Here is a 22,174-nt window from a genome sequence, read left to right as displayed (position 1 = left end):
TCGGAAAATATATGCAGTTGGCGTGACAGCGGGGAAGTAGCCGGCGCGGACCGGCTCTCTCCCCGCAGGTGCCCACGCTCTCCCCCCATTGGGCACCTGCAAAGAGAAACCGTCCAGCAGAGCGGCCGTCTCACTCCCCGCGGACGGCGTCGTACCGTGCCGCGAGCGGGTAGCGCCACCCCATCCCGAACGCCCGGGGCGTCACTCTGAGCAGCGGGACCTCCTGCCAGCGCTTGTACTCCGAACGGTGGAGCAGTTCCAGAACCCGATCGACCACGGCCGGGTCGTGCCCGGTCTCGACCAGCGCGTCCCGGTCGAGTCCCCCCTCCATGTAGTCCCGGAGGACGGGGTCGACGACGTCGTACGGCGGGAGGTCGTCGGCGTCGGTCTGGTCCTCGCGGAGTTCGGCCGACGGCGGCCGCTCTATGACACGCTCGGGGATGGGCGGGCCGTCGAACCGCGGGTCAGGTACCGTATTCAGCCGATCGGCCAGCGCGTACACCCGTTCCTTCAGGCAGTCGCCGATCGGTGCGAGCGCGCCGACCATGTCCCCGTAGAGGGTGCAGTAGCCGACGGCGGCCTCGGACTTGTTGTCCGGCGTGAGTACGAGCGCGCCGAACTCGTTCGAGAGCGCCATCAGGGTCGTTCCCCGGACCCTGGCCTGGACGTTCTCCTCGGTGACCCCCCGCTCGCGGTCGTCGAAGACCGGACCGAGCGCGTCGAGGAACGCGGTGAACGGCCCCTCGATAGGGATCACCTCGAAGTCGATACCGAGCGTCTCGGCCACCCGGCGGGCGTCCTCGGTCGAGGCATCGCTGGTGTACCGCGCCGGCATCGCCACCCCCAGGACGTGCTCCGGCCCGAGCGCCTCGGCCGCTAGCGTCGTCACCACCGAGGAGTCGACGCCGCCGGACATCCCCACGACGACGTCCTCGAAACCCGACTTCCGGACGTAGTCGCGGATGCCCACGCGTACCGCGCGGCGGGCCAGTTCGGCCTCGTGTTCGATGGCCGGCGCGACCCGATCTCGTTCTCCGCCGTCCGGGGCCGACCCGTCGAGCGGGACGTCCACGACGCGGACGTCGGACTCGAACTCCGGCGAGCGGGCCCACACGCCCCCGTCCGGTCCGAGGACGAACGAGCGCCCGTCGAAGGTCAGTTCGTCGTTCGCGCCGACCTGATCGACGAACACCACGGGGCGGTCGTTCCGTCGGGCGTGGTCGGCGAACAGCGACTCGCGGAAGCGGCCCTTCCCCACGTGGAACGGGCTGGCCGAGACGTTCACGAGGAGGTCCGCGCCCGCCGACGCCAGGTCACCGAGCGGGTCGGCCTCGTACCGCCGGACGCTCCCGAGGATCGTCTCGTTCCAGGCGTCCTCACAGACCGAGATGCCGACGACCGCCCCGGCCACCTCGACCGTCGTCGGGTCCGTTCCGGGCTCGAAGTAGCGGTCCTCGTCGAACACGTCGTAGGTCGGGAGGAGCCGCTTCGTCCCCCTCGCCGTCACCTCGCCGTCGGCACACACCGCGGCGACGTTCCGGAGCGGGCGTCCCGGACCCTCGTATCGGTCGGGCGTCCCGACGACTAGAGCGGGCCCGTCGGCCGTCAGCGCCGCGAGATCCGACAGCGCGTCCTCGCAGGCGTCCAGCAGCGCCCCGCGGTGGAGGAGGTCGCGCGGCGGGTAGCCGACCAGCGAGAGTTCGGGCGTGACGACGAGGTCGGCACCGGCGTCGAGGGCCTCCTCGTACGCCGCCGCGATCAGATCGCGGTTGCCGGCGACGTCGCCGACGGTCGGGTTCAGCTGTGCGAGCGCGACTCTGATAGACGGTCGGTCGGTCATCTGGGTTCGAGAGGTCCGAACGTCTCCCGTCTCGACACGGAATCGTTCACTCGTGGTACCGACCGGAGTCGAATAGGCGTGTCGGTCGTGTCATTCGGCGGCGTCGAGCGCGGCGCTCGGGTCGTCTATGACGCCGCGTACCTCGGCGGTCGCGTCGGCATCGAACCGGAGCGGCCGACGCCACCAGGGGCCGGCCCCCGAATCGGCGGAGAGATCCGTGACCAGCCGGTTCGCGTCGACCCCACCCGAGGGCTCGGACAGCGGCACCGCCCGTTCGTAGAGCCCCGACTCCTCGGGATCCCCCAGGAGGAGCACCGCAGCGTCGAAGGTTTCGCGCTTGACGTGGGCGTTGTTCGAGAACGGCTCGCGGGCCCCGTCGTCGAGTTCGCGGTACGCCTCCCCGGTCAGCGGATCGGCCGCGAGCCTGAACCCTCCGACGAGGTACGCACCCCACCGCGGGGGCTGCCAGTCGGGCGGGTCCTCGCTCGCCGTCTCCAGGGTGGCGTAGAACAGCGCGTAGTCCCCCTCCCGGAGGTCGAGCAGCGGACGGGCCTTCACCCCGAACGGGTCGCCGTAGGTGTACCGCTCGCAGGTCGGCAGTTCGGCGAACTCGGGATCCATGTGGACCGGCGTGTCGAGGACCGACTCCGGGACGTCCATCGAGAGCTCCAGGTCGGCGTACGTCGGCACCGGTACCCGGGTGGGTTCGGGCTCGGGGATGGGGACGAACTCGAAGCCCCCCTCGAAGTCGATCGGGGCGCGGAACCCGGGCTCGTTCGTGTTCGCACCCACGTTCACCGCGACCGCACGAGGCCCGTCCCCGTCGATCCCTCCCCGCTCGCTCGCCGCCGGCCCCTCGTCCCCGCTCACGCCTCCTCGACCACGATCCGGATGCGGTCGCCCTCCTGGAGGACGTACTGCTCGGGGTTCACCTGTTCCCCGCCGACCGTGACCGTCACGTTATACTGGTCGTCGGAGTCCTCGTAGGTCGTCCCCTGGTAGGTGACGCTCGTGCGCGTGACGTCGAACCCGAGCGACTCCATCGCGTAGTCGAGCGTGATACCGGTCGCGTGGGCGTGCCACGTCGACCCGTCGCCGCCCTCGAAGTGGAACCGGTCGTCCCTGAGCTGGTACTCGTCCCGCGAGAAGTCGACCTGCTCGCCGAGGACGACCATCTGCATCGGTCCGTGGTAGTGGGCGCTCCCGGCCGGGCCGACGCTCCCGCTCGATCCACCGGCGACGAACATCACGTATCCGATGACGGCGACGGTCGCACCGATGACGAGTGCGAGCGCGAGCGGTCCCGCGGGCAGGCCCGAACCACCGTCCTCGTCCGCGCCGACGCGACGCCGGTCTATCGGTCCGAGTTCGTCCATGTGCTCGGCCCGGAGATGGTTCACGTAGGCCTTCTCCCCCTCGAACGATTCGCCGCAGTAGTCGCAGTCCTCCATACTGTTCGTTACTCACGCCCAAGACGCTCCGTGGATTAACACTTTCCGACCGCGTCCCGTCTCGAAAGCCCGAGGTGGACCCGTTCCCCGGGGGACGTCACTGACCCGAGAAGTCCCCGGCCCGTGCGGCGAGCAGTTCGACGAACGCCTCGCGCTCGCGGGCCTCCCCGTCCTCTCGATCGTCGTCCGCACGGACCAGCTCCTTGAGGACCCGGAGCGAATCGGGATCGTTCGCGGCCACCTCCTCGGCCACCGAGCGGGGATCCTCCGTGACGCGCTGGACCAGCCCCATCCGGAGCGCCGTCCCCGCGTCGACCGTCCGGCCCGACAGCGAGAGGTCGAGCGCGTCGCCGGTTCCGACCACCTCGGGGAGACGGACGGTCCCGCCCCAGGCACCGAAGAGGCCGATCGAGACGCCCGTCTCGGCGAACGTCGCACGCGGGGTCGCCACACGGATGTCACACGCCAGCGCGAGTTCGACGCCGCCGCCCCTGGCCGGCCCGTCGACGCCCGCGACGACGACGCTCTCGGCCGTCTCGATGGCCCGCATCGTCCGCTGGCCCCGCTCGACGAACGCCTCGATCGCCTCGGGACCGTCGGCGGCAGCCTCGCCGACCGCGTCGAAGTCCGCACCGGCGCTGAACGCGCCGTCCGCGCCCGTCAGGTAGACCACGGGGGAGTCGGTCCCCACGACCGCCCGTTCGAGGTCGGCGAGCGCGGAGAGCGTGAGCGCGTTGCGGCGCTCGGGCCGGTCGAGCGTCACGACCCGGACGTCCCCGCGGTCCTCGGTGCGTATCATGCCGGAGGCTCCCCGGCGGCGGTGTTGAATCTGCCGTCCCGTCGGGGTCACGGTCCGTGCATCGACCCACTCGACGTGTCAGCGCTCATTGATCTTCGGCTCCCGACCCAGTCCGTCCCTGTCGGAACACTATATAACGGCGGGGTGCAAGCGGCGGTCGAATGACGACGCTTCCGACGCGACTGGTCGGCGACGCTTACACCAGCAGCTACCACTGGGACCTGCTCTCCGACCTGGTGGACATCGAGAACCGGATGGCCGGCCAGTCCGGCGAAGCCGACGCCGCCGAGCGCCTCCGGGTGGCGTTCGAGCGGACCGACCTCGAGAACGTCGAGGTGACCGAGTTCGGCATCCCGGGATGGTGGCGTGGCGACTCCTCGCTGACCGTCGAGTACGGCGGGACGCGGACGTACGACGCCGACCACCGGATCATCTCGCTGCCGGGAACGCCCGCCGGAGCCCCCGAGGGCGAGCTCGTCGACGTGGGCTACGGGCTGCCCTCGGACTTCGAGACGGCCGATCTCGAGGGGAAGATCGCGATGGCCTCGAGCATGACTCCCGACGACTACGGTCGGTGGATCCACCGGTCGGAGAAGTACCACTTCGCGGCCAACCACGGCGCGACCGGGTTCGTCTTCCGCAACCACGTCGAAGGGTGTCTCCCGCCGACCGGGAGCGTCGGCGGCGAGGACGGCCCCGGACCGATCCCCGCGGTGGGCGTCTCGAAGGAGCTCGGCGACCGGCTCGTGCGCTACGCGGCCGACGGCCCGCTCGAGTCGAGCCTCTCGGTCGACTGCCGGAACGAACCATCGACCTCGCGCAACGTCGAGGGGACCCTCGGCCCCGACACCGACGAGGAAGTGCTCCTGACCGCTCACCACGACGCCCACGACATCGCCGAGGGCGCGAACGACAACGGCGTCGGGAGCGTCCTGGTCGCCGAGGTCGCCCGCCTGCTCACCCGGGTCGAGGACGACCTCGACACCCGCGTCCGGTTCCTGATCGTCGGTGCCGAGGAGGTCGGCCTCTTCGGTGCGTACCACTGGGTCGAGACCCACCCCGCAGAGCAGGTCAAGGCGGTCGTCAACATCGACGGCGCGGGCTACTCGCGGAACCTCGACGTCTACACGCACCGGTTCGACGACGTCGGGACGGCCTTCGAGGAGGTCGCGGAGGAGCACGGCGTCCCCGTCGACGTCTCGAACGAGGTCCGCCCCCACAGCGACCACTGGCCGTTCGCCCAGGAGGGTATCCCGGCGGTCCAGGCGCGCTCGACCTCTGGAGAGAGCGGCCGCGGGTGGGGCCACACGCACGCGGACACGCTGGACAAGCTCGACCGACGTGACCTCCGCGAACTGGCGGTCCCGCTGGCGGCCGGGGTCCTGAAACTCGCAGAGGGTGACCGCCCGGTCTCACGTCGCTCGCGCGAGGAGATGCGCGACGCGACCGTCACCGACGGCCACGACGTCGGGATGCGGAACGTCGGCAACTGGCCGTTCGCCGACCTCGACGAGGAGTAGCTCGCTTCGCCCTGCGTCCCCGACGGCGGGTGTCCGTCGTCCGTTCCCGTCAGTCCTCGACGGGAGCGCCACGTTCACCAGTGAGTTCCCCGTCGTCACCGTCGGCTCCCCGGTGACGGTGTAGAGCAGGTCCGCGCGGTCAGTCTCGACCTCCTGGAGGGTCTCGTAGCCCATCGGATCGTAGAGCGTGCCCACGTGCTCGCCCGCCTCGACCGACTGCCCGATCTCGACGCCGTGATCGACGTGGAACAGCCCGGAGTCGGTGGTCGTGACCCGTCCGAGGTGGTTCCCGCGCCCGGTCACTCCTCGAAGTGCCAGCGCCCGCCGACCTCCAGTTCCCTGACGTAGCCGTCGGTGAGGGCGTCGCGTATCTCCGCCGGTTCCCTGTGCGGGAAGGTCCGGTCCGAGTCGGCCAGTTCGAGGACCGACTCGGCGTAGATCGCCGCGAGCGCCCGGAGGTCACGCGGGTCGAGCTTGTCGAGCGTGTCGGCGTGGGTGTGCCCCCAGCCCCGTCCCGCACCATCCCGCACCGAGCCGATGGTCACCGCTGGGATGCCCCGCTCGACGAACGGCCAGGCATCAGCGTGTGGTGAGACCTCGTCGTCGACCGCGAGCGGCGCGTCGAACCGGTCGGTCGCGGCCCCGAACGCCGCCTCGAACCCCTCGAACCCGTGGGTCCGTACCCGCGGATCGCGCGACGAGCCCGCGCCGTCGATGTTCATCACCGCCCTGATCGGTGTCCCGTGTGTCTCGGCGAAGTGGTAGGCCCCCCAGAGACCCGTCTCCTCGGCACCGAAGGCCACGAACCGCACCCGCGTATCGAGGTCGTCCGCCACCCCCACGAGCAGCCGACCGATCTCCGGGAGCAGGGCGCTCCCGACGCCGTTGTCCTCGGCACCCTCCGCGATGTCGTGGGCGTCGACGTGGGCGGTGACCAGCACCTCCTCCTCGGTGTCGGGGCCGAGGACCGCGTGGGTGTTCACCGAACTCGACGGGGCGTTCCGGCAGTCGACCGAGAGCGTTACTGGTTCGTCCCGTTCGGCGTAACGGGCGAGGCGCGCACCCAGCTCCTTCGAGACCCCCACCGCCGGGATCGGACCTGGGCGCTCGTGGTAACCCACCTCGCCCGTCGGCGGGAGGTTGCCGGGGAGGTGGTTGCGGAAGACGAACCCGACCGCGCCGTGCTCGGCCGCGCTCGCGTACTTCTCCATCCGGTGGACCCACCGATCGCCCTCGGCGACGTCGCTCCGGGCTATCGCCACGCACCCCTCGACCTCGTCACCGATCTCCGCCGGCATCCCGTGGCCCACGTCGACGATCGGTGCCTCGACCGCCCCGGCGGGCGTTCCCGGGAGCGCGATGACGTGGTGGTCGGCCGACCACGCGCTCTCCCCGGCAGCCAGCGAGGAGGAGCCCCGCCACCAGCCGGGAACGTCGAACGTCTCGTTGCCCACTTCGCGGAGCCCCGCGTCCTCGAAGGCCCGCTCGACGACCGCGGCACCCTCCCGCTCGCCCTCCTGCCCGGCCATCCGGTTCCCGATCCCGACGAGATCGACCAGCGTGTCCCAGGCGTGTTCGCTCGTGAACGCGTCTCCGACGACCGACGGGGGTAGTCGTGGCATGGGACCGCGGTCGATGGGTGGGGTCAAAAGGCCATGGGGACTCGACGGCGTGTCACCGTTTCGACGGACCGACGCGGGCTCGGGCGCGCACGGTCTCGGCTATGCCGTTCGAACGGGTCCTGCGGCTAGCCGGCGTGGCGCACGAAAGAATGGGATCGCGGTCAGCGTGACCCCGTGAGGGGTGGTTGTTTACTCGTTGCGGCGGATGGCCAGCAGCGCAGCGCCGATCAGCGCGACGAGTGCGACGATGGCACCGAAGCCTGCGCCGTCACCCTGGGTGGGCGAGGGCGTCGCGGGTTCGGTCGCCGTCTCGGTCGGCATGGGCGTCCCGGTCGACGGTTCGGGCGTCGCCGTCTCCGTCTCCTCGGGCGTCGCCGTCATCGTTTCGGTCGTCTCGGGCGTCGCCGTCGGCGTCGGAGTCTCCTCCTGGGCCTCGACGACTACCCCGTCGACCTCGGGATCGTCCTCGTAGCTACCACTGGCGTCGACCGTGAAGTTCTGCCCCACGGAGACGTTCGTGAAGTCGAAGCTCGCGTTGAACATCCCGTCCTCCTGGACGATAGCGTCCTCCGTGAGGAGGAACGGACTGTCGCCGGTCGAACGGACCGTGATGCTCACTTCACTACCGGGTGCGATCGTGGTCGTGCCGTTGATGGTCTGGTTCGCAGCGGCCTCGACCTCGATGCCGCCCTCGCCGCCGATCTGGGTGTTCGTGGTGAACTCCAGTTCGCGGTCGATGATGCGGTACTCGCCCGTCGCGCTCTCGGGGCTGTTGCCAGTGTTCAGTTCGCTGTCCTCGGTCACCGTGAAGTTCCCGATGAACCGGTCGTCGATCTCAGCGCCGTCCTGATCGAGGATCATGTCGGACGGGTAGATCATGTAGACCGTGTTGTTGTCCTGGTCGGGAACGACGCGGAACGTACTGCTGCCGAGTTCCAGCTCCGCAAGGCTGTAGAACTCGCCTTCAAGGTTCGGCGAGATCGTTGCCGGAGACTCGTAGACCGTGGTGTTGAACTGGGGATCGGCCGCGCCGGGGTTGTTGACGTCGAGCTCCCAGAGCGCGTCCGTGTAGTTGTCCTCGTTCGTCGCGTTGAGCGCGCCGAACAGGCCGGAGGCCTGCAGGCGCTGGACGACGAGGTCGTTGTCGGCGATGGTCGAGTCCTGCGTCAGGTTGCCTGCCGCGATGTAGGCACTGATCGGGCCGGGCTCGTCCAGGTCACCGAACGCGCCTTCCTCGGCGGTGTGGATGGTCATCTGGTCGGTCGAGCGCTCCGTCAGCGAGAGCGTCCCGACCGCCTGCTCGGCACCCTGGACACCGCCGTCGGTGATGTTCATCTCGTAGCTCGCGTCGGCGAGCGGCTGGCCGACGGTGATGTTGAAGGAGATGTCATCGATCTCGTCGTCCTCGGACGACTCCGCCAGCGTGACGGCCTCGTCCGGGTCCGACGGCGCGTACGTGTTGAACAGAAGCGTCACCTCGCCGTCGTCGTCGTCGTCGACGACGTCGATCGACGTGAGGTAGCTCACGTCTTCCTCGCCGATGTTGACCGTGGCCTCGTCGCGGTTCGCCATCTCGACCGTGATCCTGGCGATGTCACCGCGCTCCTCGCTCACCACGCTCTGGGCGAACGAGGCGTCACCTTCGGTCTCGGAGACGCGGATACTCTGGGTGGTGTCCGAGATGTCGGTCGGGAGGTCGACGACCTCCACGGTGTAGTTACCGCTGTCATCGACGAAGAACGACTGCTCAACCTCACCGTCACCGTCGATGGTGGCGGTCACGTTGAATTCATCGCCCTCGTAGTCGCCGTCCTCCAGCAGGCGGAACTCGACGTCGCGGCCGGCGACGTTCGAGGACGCCGTGACCTCGATCTCCGCTTCGTCGTCCTCCGCGAAGCTCAGCGACCGGTCGTCGGCCGTGATGGAGAGGCCGAGGTTCCGGACGCCGACGGAGACGTTCGCACCGGAGTCCTCGTAGGTGAGGTAGTACTCGTCACCGGCGGCCAGCTCGTCGATCTCCTCGGTGTCGACCACCGAGACGAAGCTGTCAGTGCCGGTCGTCCGGCTCAGGAAGGGGAACTCGCCACCCTCGCTGATGTCGTACGCTTCGGCCGTGTCGGGCGGACTCGCGGCGAGATCCGAGGCGACCGCGAACCGCTCACCCTTGAAGACCTCTTCCTCGGCGTCGACGCCAACGTCACCGCTGGTGTCGCCGGGGTCCTGGATCAGGGTGGCCGTCGTCGTGACGTCGAGCTCCTCGTCGTCACTGTCGGACGGGTCCGTGACGGTCAGGGTCGGCTCGCCGTTGAGGTCCTCGCCGATGTCGAGGACGACACGCCCGGCCGACAGGTCACTGAGACCCGTGTTGACCGTGGCGGTGACGGAGTCACCGTTCTTGTCCTCGAGCTCGTACTCGAGGCCGGAGGCATCATCTTCGAACACTACTTCTATGTGGCTGGTCGCACTGGGACCCTCGCCGATCGTGAACTCGACGGGGTCCTGGTCGACCTCGGGCACTTCCGCAGCGGCACTTCCCGTGAACGCGACGGTGCCCGCGAAGACGGCGAACACCATTAGCGCAGCGAGGAAGACGCCGCGGACTTTATCTTTGGTTCCTGTCATTGTTTGTTGGGATCGCTTTCGGCGACGAGTACGTTTCCGCGGCACCCGACGCGTGCCGCCGGTGGCACGGAAGAGTCGGGACGGGTACTCCGTACTGTCACCCTGGGTAGGGGTACACCCAGAACCAATACCGCTCGTTATAAATGCTTTGTGGTGAGGGACGTCCCCTGTCACCGTCTGACGTGCCCGAAATCGACCGATAGAGGCGTATTGTGACGAAGTAACACGGATCGCCCGTCGGCGTGACGGACGTCGTACCGGCGTCTGACACGAGGGCGAGAGAAGGGTCGACCGCACCGGCCCGGGTGACCGCCTCCCGGTTCGATCGGTCACCCCTACCGAGCGGGGCCGGGGGCGGCGGCCGTTCATACGGTCGTGCGTAACGATTTACCGGCGATAACCCAGAGTGGGTCGGGGATCGCCGGTAACGGACTACGTACGACCGTATCAGCGGGTGACGACCTCGACCTCGTGACCGTCGTTCGTCTTCGTGAACGCGTAGCGGTCGTCGCACGACTCGGGGTCGCGGTAGTCCTCGGCGTTTCGCTCCATCAGCGTCTCCCACGCCCCGTGGAGGTCGGAGGTCCGAACCGCGACGTGGCCCCACGCGTCGCCCATCTCGTAGGTGCTCCCGTCGTAGTTGTAGGTGAGTTCGACGCTCATCGCCTCGTCGGGGGCGTCCTCGGGCTTGAGGAAGTAGAGCGCGAACGAGTCGTGCTCGGAGCGCCGGAACAGCTCGTACTCGAGTTTCCGGCTGTACCAGCCGATGGCCGCGTCGGCGTCCTCGACGCGCATCATCGTGTGGTCGAGTGAGTACTTCGCGCCGTGGTCCCGCTCGACGATCTCGACCTCGTGGCCGTCCGGATCCTTCACGAACGCGTAGGAGCCCCCACAGGAGTCGGGGTCGCGGTAGTCCTCGACGCCCTTCTCCATCAGCTCGTCGTACGCCTCGTAGACGTCGTCGGTGCGGACGGCGATGTGCCCCCACGCGTCGCCCATCTCGTAGGAGCGACCGTCGTGGTTGTAGGTGAGCTCCAGCAGCGCGCCGTCCTCGTGGACGTCCTCGGGGCCGAGGAAGACGTTCGTGAACGTGTCGGCCTCCCACCGCCCCTTCTCCTCGTACTCCAGGTTCCCCGTGTACCAGTCCATCGCCGCGTCGAGATCCTCGACGCGCATCATGACGTGATCGAGCGTGGCGTCCATACAGCCGTGGGCACTCGCCGACGGCGGATAAATCATGCCGTCGCGGAGGGGGTAGTGGTTCCGTAGGTGGTACGGGAAGTCCTCGCGGGAGAACACCGCTCGAAAGCCCCCGCCGGTTCGGCTCCCGCGGCTCGTTGCGGTCCTCGTCGCTCACTCCGCTCGCTCCTGCGGTCCTTACTTCGTCCCGAGAACCGCGGAGCGGTTCTCGTGGGCTGTCCCCAGAACGGCTCCGCCGTTCTGGTGTGCATGCGAGACGCTGCGCGTCTCGCATACTGCACGAGAGCTTTGCTCTCGTGAACGCCGGGGTTCGCCGAACCGCCGGCCCCTTTCAGTCCCACCCAACTCGGTTACTCGGCTCGGCAACCGCGCATCCGAGCAGTCCCGACCCTACTTCCCTTCGGGATCGGCCGGCGCGAGCAGCACCGTCCGGAGGTCGGGCCAGTAGAACCACCACGCGAGCGCGAGGAGCGCCCCCACCGGGACCGGGAGGTACGCGATGCGGTGGAGCACCGAGTACGACACGCCGAGGTGAGCCACGCTCGCCAGGACGAGCAGGCCGGCGGTGAGCCGTGGCGGTTCGCGGTCCCACAGGCCACCGGAGACGCTCACCAGCGCCCCGAGGTAGAACAGGTACGACAGCGGCAGGAGTTCGGGGTTCCGCGGGAGTCGCCCCCCACCGGCGAACCACGCCGGGAGGGACGTGAACTCCAGGGGCCCCGTGTTCAGCACGCCGAACGGGAAGAACAGCGTCACCTGGTCGCCGATGAAGACGACCGTCCAGGGGAGGAGTCCGAGCGCGAGGAGCGCGGCCAGCCGCCGACGTGGGGTCGAGTGTGCCATGCGGTCCCGCTACTTCCGGGCGACGATGCGGAGGACGTCCTCGTCGGCGAGTTCGTGGTCGCGTCCCACCTGTTGTTCGTCGTGTTTCGCGCTCGCGCCCGTCACGCGCGCAAACTTGAACCGTTCGTCGAACGACCCGCCGAGCCGGTCGAGCGCGTCGTCGACCGTGTGGTGGCCCTCCCGGAGCACGAGCGGCTCCTCGTAGTCGATCCCCCGGCCGGGCTTGTCCATGTACACCCTGATGAGTCCGAGCCGCTCCCAGATCGTCTCCTTCAGCGCGTCGAGCCCGCGCTCCTCCTCGGCGCTGATGAACACGGTCTCCTCGGGGTCGAGGCCGAGGCTCCGGAGGTTCTCGTCGACCCCTTCCTTGTAGTCGGGCTCGATCAGGTCGGCCTTGTTCACCGCCACCGCCGAGGGGAGGTACTCGCGGTTGTCCATCAGCGCGTCCACGAGCTCGTCGATGGTCAGCTCCTCGCGGATCGTGACGTCGGCGTTGACGTAGCCGTACTCCCGGAGAACGCCCTTGATCGTCTCGTCCTCGAGGCCGACGTCCCCGCTCGTGGTCACCCTGATACCGCCCTTGTGTCGCTTCGAGACGCTCACGTTCGGCGGGCTGGTGTCGAGCCGGACCTTGTTGGCGTAGAGCTCCTCGCGCAGGCGGTCGTACTGTTCGACCTCGAACACCGAGAGCAGGAACAGCACGAGGTCGGCGGTTCGAACGACCGAGAGGACCGCCTGGCCGCCGCCGCGCCCGTCGGCGGCCCCCGAGATGAGCCCGGGGACGTCGAGCAGCTGGATGTTCGCCCCCCGGTACTTGAGCATCCCCGGGTGGACGTTGAGCGTGGTGAACTCGTACTCGCCGACCTCGCTCTCGGCGTTCGTGAGGGCGTTCAGGAGGGTCGACTTGCCGACGCTCGGGAACCCCACGAGCGCCACGGTGGCGTCGCCCGTCTTCTCGACCGCGTAGCCGCCGCCGCCACCCGAGCCGGACTGCTGGCGCTCCAGTTTCTCCTTCTTCTCGGCGAGTTTGGCCTTCAGCCGGCCGACGTGGTGTTCGGTGGACTTGTTGTAGGGGGTCTCGGCGATCTCCTCCTCGATCGCCTCGATCTCCTCCTTGAGCCCCATCACCCGTGAGTCGGCCGGCGCGACCGAAAAAGGTGTCCGTTCGGGCGGACCACCCGGAACTGGACGGATCCCCCGACCCGCCGGGACCGCCGGAAGGCGGGGGCTTATACGGTCACCGCGCCCAGGTGGACCATGGGCATGGGCAAGCGGAAGATCGCCTACACGCTGCTGCTCGTCGGCGTCACGTTCGTCGCGCTCCTCCACACCGCCCTCGCGTTCGTGTTCGAAACCGGCCTCGAGGACGTGGGGTTCCTCGTCGCCGGGCTGGGGGTGTTCGGCATCCTGTTCGTCAACTTCGCCCTTCCCGAGCGGACGGAGGGTGACGCCGACCCGGATCCCGACCCCGACGAGGCCGAGCCCAGCACCGACTGATCCGCGCGAGGACCCCCGACGTGGCGGACGACTTTTCTCCCGGCCTCCCGAAGGGCCGGCCGTGACCGTCCGGGTACTCGGCGAGGCCGTGAGCCGCGACCGCCGGAGCGACGCCCCCGCCCTCCAGGCCACGGGTCGCGAGTACGACTACCGCCGGTTCTGTACGACCGCCTGGAAGACCGGTAACCTGCTGCGGAACGAGGGCGTCAGATCGGGGATGTCCGTCGCGATCGCCGACGACCCGGCTCCCGAGGCCGTCCTCGCGTTCTACGGGGCCGCGCTGCTCGGCGCGGCCGTCGGGTTCGGCCCCGACGCGCTCGGCGAACGGACGAAGGCGCTCGTCGCACCCACACCGAGTCTCGACGACTTCGACGCCGGGCCGCGGACACGGCGGGTCGGTTACGGCTCGGAACCGGCTGATCCGAGCGTCGCCTACTTCGAGCGCGACGTCTGGTCGGAGAACCCGACCGAACCCCCCGATCGCGTCGACCCCGAGGACACGCTCCTGACCACCCCCGACTCGACGTTCACCCACGGCGAGGTCCTCGATGCCGCCCGACGGGTGAGGGAGGAGTGGACCCTCGACCCCGACGACGCGGTGGCCGTCCGGGGGTCGTTCACCCACCCCGGGACCGTCGCGGCCGGCCTCGTCGCGCCGATCCTCGCGGGAGCCGTCGTCCTCCTGCCGGGGGAGGACGGGGTCGGCGACTACGCGGTCGGCGAGGGCGGGCCGGAGAGAGCCGTCGCTCCCGACGACGTTCTGCGTTGAGCGTCCGCACTATCGGTCACCACCCACCTCCGGTGGTCCGCCTCCGGGCAGCTCCGAGCGATCGGGGCCGGGGCTACCGCGCGTCCTCCAGCCGGTCGAGCGCGTCGGGGTTCTCGATACTGCTCATGTCGCCGAGATCCTCGCCGGTGTAGGTCGCCTGGATCGCTCTCCTGATTATCTTCCCCGACTGGGTCTTCGGGAACTCGTCGACGAACAGCACTTCGCGGGGCCTGAACGGCTTGCCGAGCTCCTCGCCCACCTGCTCGCGGAGTTCCTCACGCAGCTCGTCGCTCTCCTCGTACCCCTCCTCCAGGATGACGTAGGTGACGACGGCGGTCCCGGTCGTGTCGTCGGGGACGCCGACGGCGGCGGCCTGGTTCACCGCCTCGTGCTCGATGAGCGCCCCCTCGACCTCGGCGGGGCCGACCTTCCGACCGGCGACGTTGAGCGCGTCGTCGGCCCGGCCGTGGAGGAACCAGAAGCCGTCCTCGTCCTTCTGGGCCCAGTCGCCGTGGTCCCACATCGGCGGGTCCTCGAACGACGACCAGTAGGTGTCGAGGTAGCGCTCGTCGCCCTCCCAGAGGCTCTTGGTCATGCTCGGACAGGAGTCCCGCGAGACGAGGAACCCCCGCTCGTGGGTGTCGGCGACGGACTCGCCCTGGCTGTTCACGATGTCGACGGCCATCCCGAGGCCCGGGCCGCCGAGCGTACACGGCTTGAGCGGCTGGGTGGGCATCGGCATGAGGAAACAGCCACAGATCTCCGTGCCGCCGGAGATGTTGATGATCGGGGCCTCGCCGCCGCCGACGTTCTCGTAGAACCACATCCACGACTCGGGGTCCCACGGCTCGCCCGTCGAACCGAGGAGCCGAAGCGAGGAGAGGTCGTGGCCGTCGAGCCAGTCGTCGCCGCGCTTCCTGAGCGCACGAATGGCGGTCGGGGAGATGCCGAAGGTGGTGAGGTCGTGGCGGTCGATCATCTCCCAGAACCGGTCGGGTTCGGGGTAGTCCGGCGCGCCCTCGTACATGAACACCGTGCCGCCGAAGGCGTGGTTGCCGATGAGCGTCCAGGGGCCCATCATCCAGCCGATATCCGAGACCCAGAAGAACCGATCGTGGGGCTTGTGGTCGAACCCGAAGTAGACCTCCTTTGCGCACTGCATTAGCGCGCCCGCGTGCGTGTGGACGATGCCCTTCGGTCGCCCCGTGGTCCCCGAGGAGTAGAGCAGCATCGACTCCTGGGCGGAGTCGAGGGACTTCGTCTCGTACTCGTCGGACGCGGGATCGACCGCGTCGCCCCAGAACTCGTCGCGGCCGTCGGTCATCGGCGGCTCCGAGTCGTCCCACCGGCGGTAGACGACGACCGAGCGGACGTCGTGGTCGGCGTCCTCCATCGCCTCGTCGGCGGCACGCTTGAGCGTCATCCGGTCGCCCCGGCGGTAGAACCCGTCGGCGGTGAATAGCACGTCGACCTCGGGGTCCTCGATCCGGGTGGCGGTGGCGTCGACGCCGAACCCCGAGAAGATGGGGACGGCGATGGCACCGGCCTTGAGACAGCCGTAGAGGATGGAGACGACCTCCGGGACCATCGGCATGTAGAGCCCGACGCGGTCGCCCGTCTCCACACCCTGCGATTCGAGGTAGTTCGCCACCTTGTTCGACTCGCGCTTGAGTTCGTGGTAGGTCACCTCGCGGACGTCGCCGTCCTCGCCCTCCCAGATCAGCGCGACCCGGTTCCGGGTAGGCGAGTCGCGGGCGGCGTGGCGGTCGACCGTGTTGTGCGCGATGTTTATCTCGCCGCCGGAGTACCAGTCGGAGAACTGCGGGCCGTCGGTATCGTCGCGGACCGAGTCGTACGCCTCGTAGAAGTCGATCCCCAGGTGGTCGACGAGTTCGTCCCAGAACCAGTCGATCCCGGACTCCTCGACCCCCTCGACGTCCCCGGTAGTCCGCTCGATCAACTCGTCGTAGTCCTCGATGTCGTACTCCTGCATGAACTGCCAGACGTTGGTGGACTCCACGAACTCCCGCGAGGGCTCGTGGACCACCTCGTCGAACTCGCCGAGTGACTCCATACGGGGAGGTGACCACCCACCGGCAAGTAGTTTGTCCGGTCGCCGTGCGTCCCCTCGACGTAATAAAACCTTTCCCGGCCCGTCGCCTACCCGGAGGCATGTACGTCCGGGACGCGCGCAACCGCGACGAGGCGTGGCTCCTCGACCACATCGAGTCGATGGGGCTCGACGAGACGGCCTTCCGCTCGCGGGACTACGTGATCGCGGTCGACGACGAGTCGAACACCCGGGCCGGGTTCGGCCGGGTCCGCTACCACCCGAACCCGAGCGAGCCCGAGATCGCGGAGCTGACCAGCATCGGCGTCCTCGACGGCTGGCGGGACCAGGGCGTCGGCGCGCACGTCGTCGAGCGGCTCGTCGACACCGCCGAGATGGAGGGGTTCGAGGAGGTGTACGCCCTGACGGGCGAGCACGAGTACCTCGCCCAGTTCGGCTTCCGCGGGGTCGAGCCCGAGGAGCTCCCGAAGCTCCTCCGAGAGCGTCTCGACGAGAAGCGCGAGTCGCTCGACCCCGAGGCCATCGGGATGGTCGTCGACGCCGAGCGGTTCCGGATGCCCGACGCCCTGCGCGAGCGGTTCAAGGACGCCGCCGAGGCGGTCGAGGAGTCGGAGCCCGAGCCCGAAGAGACCGCCGAGGACTTCGGCATCGACGCCGAGAACGCCACCTACAAGTACGACACCGGGCGCTGAGGACCCGGTCTCGTACCCGCCCCCGACGTCGCGCCAGCCCGTCGGCCCCTCGTCGCTCGCCGGACGGCCCGCCGTTCGCGCTCACCAGTCCGGCGCGTAGTCCGGCGAGTACTGGCGCTCCGTCCGACCGATGGCGTCGAGACTCTCGACGTCGGCGTCGGTGAGTTCGAGCGTCCGCGCCCGCCAGTTGTCCTCGACGTGCTCGCGGATCGGACGAGGCACCACGATCGGGGGAGCCTCCCGTGCCGACCGGGGCATGTCGATACCCGAACTCGGTCGCCGCCGCTCGCCGAACCGGGAGAACGGGGGAGTCGTCACCGCGAAATCGGGGCCCTCTTGTTCCGGGCACACTCAGCGTCGGTATGGAGGAGTCCCGCGTCCGGGCGCTCCGGTTCCTCGCCCTGCAGGTGGTGGGGGCCGTCGCCGTCGTCCACCTCGTCGTCGGCGGGGAGACGCTCCTGCAGGTCCTCGCCCGGGGACTGCTCGGGTCCTACCTGACGGAGTTCGTCCTCGCCGACCCACGCCCGCTCCTGTTCGTCGTCTCGGCGCTCGCCACCTTCGCCGGCATCGTCGCCGTCGCTCGCGGTCGCCTCGACCACCGCCGCGCCTACGTGCTCGGCATCGTCCTCCTCGCGGGGTACGTCCTCGGGTGGGTCGCCTGGCACACCGTCCTCGATCACGGGTTCGCACTCGGGGGAGAGGTACCGTCCCCGGACGGCCACAGCCACGACGGCCTCCTCGCGACGCTCCGTTCACACTACGTCGAGCCGCTCCTCGCGGCGATCACCGCCTCGGCCTCCGGGACGCCCGGATCGGGACGGACGCTCCTCGGCGTGGTCTCGACGTCGCTCGAACTCGCGGGAATCGCCCTGCTCGCGGTCCTGCTCCGGGTCGATCCCGACGCCCGCCGCGAGGGGAGCCACAACCCGTTCGTGGAGGAGGATGACACGAACGCGGTCGGATCGGAGGGCGGACCGGACCGGACGGACTGACGGTTCTCGACGCCGCGCTCGAGACTGCCGGGACGCCCCGCACACTCACCCGATCACGGCGACAGTTACGGGTCGTCGATACCGGCGTATCGCTCGTGCTCGGCGGCGAGTTCGTCGGCCGCGACGGCGTCGAGCCGACCGTATCCCGAGGCAGTGTCCGGCCCGGCCGGCCCGACGTCGACCGCCGAGTTCCGGAGCACCGACCGGACGTCCCGCGGCGCGAGCGAGGGGTGACCGTCGAGGAGGAGCGCAGCCGTCCCGGCGACGTACGGCGCGGCGTAGGAGCTACCCGCCCCCGTCGAGGCACCGGGGAGCGCGACGGCGTCCGGGGCGATCAGATCGACCCCACGGCGGTCGGTCCCGGCGACCGGTCCCCGGGAGCTGAACGCCGCGACGGTCCCGTTCTCGGTACCGGCCCCGACGGTCAGCACGCCCCGGGCGGTCCCCGGCGCGGTGAGGCTCGCTCCCGGGGAGTGGTGTGTGAGCCCGCGGCCGGCGAACAGGTCGAGCGTGTCGCCGTCGCTCGCGTTCCCCGTCGATCCGTTGGCCGCTCGTACCGCCAGGTAGTAGCGCCCCCGGGGGACCCTCGCGGCGAGGTGCTCGACCGGGTCCTCCCCGGACTCGGTCCCGCTGGCGACGACCGGGTCGGGGCCGGGCTGGCGACGGAGCAACAGGAGGTCGTAGTCGCTCCGGTTCTCGCCCGTCGCGTTCCAGTCGTCCCAGCGGAGCGTTGCGCGGACGGGCCCGCCGAACGGCGCGCCGCCCGCGAGGTAGTTGGCGCGCTCGCCCGGCGCGAACCGGACTCGCTCGATCCCGGCAGTCGGGTCGTGGCGTCCCCGCCAGTGACGCTCGGCGTAGTTGCCCGAGGCGGCGACGAACACGACCTCGCGGGCGGCCGCCGACGCGACGGCGGCGATCTCGCCCGACCCGTCGCCGGGCTGTCCGAAGTACGAGCCCGCATCGACGATGACGTCGGCGCCCGACCGCCGCAGCCAGGTGACCGCCTCGCGGTACTCCTCGGGCGTGGTCGACTCGCCGACCGCCGCGAGGTGGAGGTTCGCGCCCGGGGCCGTGTCGGTGACGACGCTCGCGACGGCCGTCCCGTGGGTCCAGTCGCTCCCCTCGTCGCCGAACGAGCGGTAGGCACCGACGTGGCCGGCGATCTCGGGGTCGCTCACCCGGAACCCGGCGTCGATCACGCCGACGGTGACGCCCCGACCCGTGACGCCCGCGAGGTGGAGTTCGTCGGCACCGACCGCCGGGACGCCGGCGGCCACGTTCGGATCAGTCGCCAGCGCGGGCGTCCCCCCACCCTGCAGACGGGACCGTTCGATACGGACCGCCTCGACCCGCGGATCGTTCGACAGGTCGCGCACCGCCGTCAGCGGGACGTACCCCCTTGCGATACGCGCACCCTCGCGGTCCACGATGGAGAGGTCGGACCGGGATCGGTCGAGAGCCGCCTCCTGTTTCATCTGGACGATCACGAACACCTCCCGCTCGACCGGGTCCGCCGGGGCGTCGTCGCCGACGAGTCGGTCCTCGAGCGACTCGATGGGGCTCGGGCCCGACCTGGTCGACATCACGGGGTCGTCCGCCCGGGCGTCGGGCACGAGCGACACCCCCGGTGCGACCGGTGAGAGCGCGACGAGGAGCGTCAGGACGAGCAGCAGGGTCGTCCGGTTCGTCATCGTCGGTCGATCACGGATGGCCCGGGCGGTCCCTGGCGGTCATCGGACTGGCTACCGGATTCGCCGGACGAGGAGGGCCGTGGCGAGGACGAGCAGCCCGCCCGCGAGGAAGACGGCCCCCGGCGGGAGTCCGATAGCCCCGCCGACCGTACCGACGCTCTGACCGATGCGCGGTATCTCGCCCGCGGCCGTGGTGGTGGCCGGGGGGGTGACGAGCGCCTGGACGAGGAGGCTGGCGAGCGCGAGCGTCGCCACGACGGGCGCGAACTCGCGAAGCGAGTCCATCAGCCCCTCGCCGTCGTCCTGTCGTCCGACGAAGACGACCATCGGGTCCTCGGCGGGCGCGTAGACGCTCATCTCGCGGCCCTTCGAGGAGTAGCGCGTGTCCGCGACCCGGACCAGCCCGGCCTCCTTGAGGTTCTCCAGGTGGTGTCGCGCGTTCTGGAGCGACGTGTCGACCCGGTCGGCGAGTTCCGAGGCCGTCGACGGCTCCTCGTGGAGGGCGGTCAGCAGGTTCCTCGCGGTGTCGCAGGCGATGGAGGAGAGGAGGTCCCCCGCCTCCTCGGAGTCCAGCCAGAGCGTCTGCAGCTCCCCGCTCTGCTCCGCTCGCACCTCGGAGTCCGAGGGTAGGAGCTCTGACATTGGTTGTCGTCTAGCGGTATGCACGTATATATTTGAGGATGCCGGATCGCCACGAAGGGCCGACGACGGGCGGATCCGTCGGTGAGCGGTCGGACATGGGCGGTGTCGAACGGGTCCGAGGAGAGTGGGAAGAGGGAGAGGGAGCGGGCTCTACCCCTCGAGTTCGGCCCGGAGCAGTTCGTTGACGGTCCCGGGGTCGGCGCTCCCGCCGGTCTTCCCCATCACCTGGCCGACGAGGAAGTTGATCGCGCCGTCCTCGCCGGCGTGGTAGTCCTCGACCGCGTCGGGGTTCTCCTCGATGGCCTCGGTTACCGCCGCCGCGACCGCGTCGTCGTCGGTCCGGCCGAGCCCCTCGCGCTCGACCACCTCGTCGGGGCCGAGCCCCTCGTCGAGCATCGTCCGGAGGACGACCTCCTCGGCGTTCTTCGTCGTGATCTCCTCCCCGGCGACGAGTTCGATCAGCCGGGTGAACTCGTCGAACCGGCCCGCGGCGTCGGTGATCGCCATGTCGCGGTAGTTGAGCTCGCCCAGGAGGCGGTCGGCCACCCACGACGCCGCCAGGTCGGGGTCGAACCGGTCGGCGACGTCCTCGTAGAAGTCCGCAACCTGCTTCGTGGAGGTGAGCTTCGAGGCCGCCTCCGCGGAGAGGCCGTACTCCTCGCGGAACCGCTCGCGGCGCGCCTCCGGGAGTTCCGGGATGACGATGCGCTGCTTCCAGTCCGAGACCCGCAGGGGTGGGAGGTCGGCCTCCCGGAAGTAGCGGTAGTCCTTCTCCTCCTCCTTCGAACGCATCGAGAGCGTCACGCCCTTCGACTCGTCCCAGTGGCGGGTCTCCTGTTCGACCGCGCGACCCCGCTGGAGGGCGTTCTTCTGTCTGGTCTGCTCGTATGCGAGCGCCTTCTCCGCGCCCTTGTGACTGGAGATGTTCTTCACCTCCGTCCGGTTGGCGGATTCGAGGGTGTCCGCGGAGATGACGCCCGACTCGTCGACCGCCTCGGCGTCGATCATCGAGAGGTTGGCGTCCACTCGCAGGGATCCGTCCCGGGAGGCGTCGAACACGCCGAGGTACTCTAATACCTCCTCCAGCTTGGCGAGGAACGCCCGGACCTCCGAGGGCGAGCGGAAGTCGGGTGCCGTGACGATCTCCATCAGCGGCGTCCCCGCGCGGTTGTAGTTCACCAGGGTGTAGTCGGCGGTGTCGATGCCGCCGCCGACGTGCTGGAGGCTTCCGGGGTCCTCCTCCAGGTGCGCCCGCTCGATGCGGACCGTCCGACGGTCGCCCTCGACCGAGAACTCCAGTTCGCCGTCGGCGCACAGCGGCGCATCGTACTGAGTGATCTGGAAGTTCTTCGGCAGGTCGGGGTAGTAGTAGTTCTTCCGGTGGAACGTCGTCTCCTCGGGGATCGAGGCGTCGATGGCCTTCCCCACTTTTACGGCGGCCTCGACGGCCGCCTCGTTCAGCACCGGGAGCGCGCCGGGCAGCCCGAGACAGACGGGGCAGGTGCGCGTGTTGGGCTCCTCGTCCTCGTCGGCCTCGGTCGAGCAGCCACAGAAGATCTTCGTGTCCGTCTCGAGCTGGACGTGGACCTCCAGCCCGATGACGGTCGCGAGGTCGCGCGCGGTCGCCTGTGCGGTCATTACCGGTATCTCACTGGGCCCGTCGGGTAAAGCGTATCGGGAACGGCAGGGGTAAGAGGAGGCCCGCGGAGCCGCCAGCAGGGTCGATACTACAGTAGCGTTCGCAATCGATGACACGCCGGACGGGGACATTCTCCCCGTCCGTGGGTGAAGACGTCCAAACGCTACTATCCCAACCGGATGCCCCCCGCCTGTCCCCCGTCGAGGACGGCCGGGACGCTCCGATTTGGATTCAGTAGATTTTGTGTCGTAATCATTTTGGACCCGCTCTCCGACGGCCACGTC

The 22,174-nt window shown here is 69.5% G+C and carries 20 protein-coding genes; 5 read left to right on the top strand and 15 right to left on the bottom strand.

The genetic code is table 11. From position 1 onward, the window contains the following. Positions 1 to 130: 130 nt before the first annotated feature. From WDJ58_RS08575 to WDJ58_RS08560, 4 genes are all read right to left on the bottom strand, one after another. Complete coding sequence (locus WDJ58_RS08575) at positions 131 to 1,840, bottom strand: NAD+ synthase (RefSeq protein WP_338917259.1); 1,710 nt, start codon at positions 1,838 to 1,840, stop codon at positions 131 to 133. A 90-nt stretch (positions 1,841 to 1,930) separates the two neighbouring features. After that, a complete protein-coding gene (locus tag WDJ58_RS08570; protein WP_338917258.1) occupies positions 1,931 to 2,710 on the bottom strand; it encodes a hypothetical protein in 780 nt (259 codons plus the stop codon). Continuing rightward, positions 2,707 to 3,291, bottom strand: a complete 585-nt coding sequence (locus WDJ58_RS08565; RefSeq protein ID WP_338917257.1) for a hypothetical protein — start codon at positions 3,289 to 3,291, stop codon at positions 2,707 to 2,709. The genes WDJ58_RS08570 and WDJ58_RS08565 overlap by 4 nt, the downstream gene beginning before the upstream one ends. Before the next feature lie 97 nt (positions 3,292 to 3,388). Beyond that, entirely contained in the window at positions 3,389 to 4,090 is a 702-nt protein-coding gene (locus WDJ58_RS08560) for an enoyl-CoA hydratase/isomerase family protein (protein WP_338917256.1), read from the bottom strand. Between the two features lie 161 nt (positions 4,091 to 4,251). Here WDJ58_RS08560 and WDJ58_RS08555 point away from each other — a divergent pair, with 161 nt between their 5' ends. After that, on the top strand, positions 4,252 to 5,610 hold the full coding sequence (locus WDJ58_RS08555) for a M28 family peptidase (protein ID WP_338917255.1): 1,359 nt from the start codon (positions 4,252 to 4,254) through the stop codon (positions 5,608 to 5,610). On the opposite strand, the gene WDJ58_RS08550 is transcribed toward WDJ58_RS08555, so the two are convergent. The 6 genes from WDJ58_RS08550 to WDJ58_RS08525 all read right to left on the bottom strand — a co-directional run bounded on the left by WDJ58_RS08550 (position 5,503) and on the right by WDJ58_RS08525 (position 13,022). After that, positions 5,503 to 5,913: a hypothetical protein gene (locus WDJ58_RS08550; protein ID WP_338917254.1), complete on the bottom strand. Its 411-nt coding sequence runs from the start codon at positions 5,911 to 5,913 to the stop codon at positions 5,503 to 5,505. The two genes, WDJ58_RS08555 and WDJ58_RS08550, sit on opposite strands and share 108 nt — an antisense overlap. Continuing rightward, positions 5,910 to 7,232, bottom strand: coding sequence for a M28 family metallopeptidase (locus tag WDJ58_RS08545; RefSeq protein WP_338917253.1), 1,323 nt, complete (start codon positions 7,230 to 7,232; stop codon positions 5,910 to 5,912). Before WDJ58_RS08545 ends, WDJ58_RS08550 begins: the two co-directional genes overlap by 4 nt. A 189-nt stretch (positions 7,233 to 7,421) precedes the next feature. Beyond that, complete coding sequence (locus WDJ58_RS08540) at positions 7,422 to 9,854, bottom strand: BGTF surface domain-containing protein (RefSeq protein WP_338917252.1); 2,433 nt, start codon at positions 9,852 to 9,854, stop codon at positions 7,422 to 7,424. Between the two features lie 447 nt (positions 9,855 to 10,301). Further along, positions 10,302 to 11,057, bottom strand: coding sequence for a VOC family protein (locus tag WDJ58_RS08535; RefSeq protein WP_338917251.1), 756 nt, complete (start codon positions 11,055 to 11,057; stop codon positions 10,302 to 10,304). A 387-nt stretch (positions 11,058 to 11,444) separates the two neighbouring features. Beyond that, entirely contained in the window at positions 11,445 to 11,897 is a 453-nt protein-coding gene (locus WDJ58_RS08530; RefSeq protein ID WP_338917250.1) for a TIGR04206 family protein, read from the bottom strand. 9 nt (positions 11,898 to 11,906) lie between these two features. Beyond that, positions 11,907 to 13,022: an OBG GTPase family GTP-binding protein gene (locus WDJ58_RS08525; RefSeq protein ID WP_338917249.1), complete on the bottom strand. Its 1,116-nt coding sequence runs from the start codon at positions 13,020 to 13,022 to the stop codon at positions 11,907 to 11,909. Between the two features lie 132 nt (positions 13,023 to 13,154). Here WDJ58_RS08525 and WDJ58_RS08520 point away from each other — a divergent pair, with 132 nt between their 5' ends. Continuing rightward, positions 13,155 to 13,394 carry a hypothetical protein gene (locus WDJ58_RS08520; protein WP_338917248.1) on the top strand — a complete coding sequence of 80 codons (240 nt, stop codon included), beginning with the start codon at positions 13,155 to 13,157 and terminating at the stop codon, positions 13,392 to 13,394. A 61-nt stretch (positions 13,395 to 13,455) separates the two neighbouring features. Then, on the top strand, positions 13,456 to 14,163 hold the full coding sequence (locus tag WDJ58_RS08515; protein ID WP_338917247.1) for an AMP-binding protein: 708 nt from the start codon (positions 13,456 to 13,458) through the stop codon (positions 14,161 to 14,163). 73 nt (positions 14,164 to 14,236) lie between these two features. Here the strand turns inward: WDJ58_RS08515 and WDJ58_RS08510 are convergent, their stop codons facing one another. Further along, positions 14,237 to 16,237, bottom strand: coding sequence for an AMP-binding protein (locus tag WDJ58_RS08510; RefSeq protein WP_338917246.1), 2,001 nt, complete (start codon positions 16,235 to 16,237; stop codon positions 14,237 to 14,239). Between the two features lie 98 nt (positions 16,238 to 16,335). Here WDJ58_RS08510 and WDJ58_RS08505 point away from each other — a divergent pair, with 98 nt between their 5' ends. Continuing rightward, the gene (locus WDJ58_RS08505; RefSeq protein ID WP_338917245.1) at positions 16,336 to 16,926 is read left to right on the top strand and encodes a GNAT family N-acetyltransferase; all 591 of its coding nucleotides are present in this window, start codon (positions 16,336 to 16,338) and stop codon (positions 16,924 to 16,926) included. 81 nt (positions 16,927 to 17,007) lie between these two features. On the opposite strand, the gene WDJ58_RS08500 is transcribed toward WDJ58_RS08505, so the two are convergent. After that, entirely contained in the window at positions 17,008 to 17,244 is a 237-nt protein-coding gene (locus WDJ58_RS08500) for a hypothetical protein (RefSeq protein ID WP_338917244.1), read from the bottom strand. 44 nt (positions 17,245 to 17,288) lie between these two features. On the opposite strand from WDJ58_RS08500, the gene WDJ58_RS08495 reads away from it, so the two are divergent. After that, positions 17,289 to 17,918: a hypothetical protein gene (locus WDJ58_RS08495; RefSeq protein ID WP_338917243.1), complete on the top strand. Its 630-nt coding sequence runs from the start codon at positions 17,289 to 17,291 to the stop codon at positions 17,916 to 17,918. Between the two features lie 65 nt (positions 17,919 to 17,983). On the opposite strand, the gene WDJ58_RS08490 is transcribed toward WDJ58_RS08495, so the two are convergent. The 3 genes from WDJ58_RS08490 to gatB all read right to left on the bottom strand — a co-directional run bounded on the left by WDJ58_RS08490 (position 17,984) and on the right by gatB (position 21,889). Then, on the bottom strand, positions 17,984 to 19,609 hold the full coding sequence (locus WDJ58_RS08490) for a S8 family serine peptidase (protein WP_338917242.1): 1,626 nt from the start codon (positions 19,607 to 19,609) through the stop codon (positions 17,984 to 17,986). 51 nt (positions 19,610 to 19,660) lie between these two features. Further along, positions 19,661 to 20,251: an ArsR/SmtB family transcription factor gene (locus WDJ58_RS08485; protein WP_338917241.1), complete on the bottom strand. Its 591-nt coding sequence runs from the start codon at positions 20,249 to 20,251 to the stop codon at positions 19,661 to 19,663. A 150-nt stretch (positions 20,252 to 20,401) separates the two neighbouring features. After that, a complete protein-coding gene (gatB, locus tag WDJ58_RS08480; protein WP_338917240.1) occupies positions 20,402 to 21,889 on the bottom strand; it encodes an Asp-tRNA(Asn)/Glu-tRNA(Gln) amidotransferase subunit GatB in 1,488 nt (495 codons plus the stop codon). Positions 21,890 to 22,174 lie beyond the last annotated feature (285 nt).

Source organism: Salinirubellus litoreus, assembly GCF_037335815.1.
GTDB classification, from domain to species: domain Archaea; phylum Halobacteriota; class Halobacteria; order Halobacteriales; family Haloarculaceae; genus Salinirubellus; species Salinirubellus litoreus.
The sequence above is the reverse complement of the archived record's forward strand: the minus strand, read 5'-3'. Positions and strand labels throughout refer to the sequence as shown.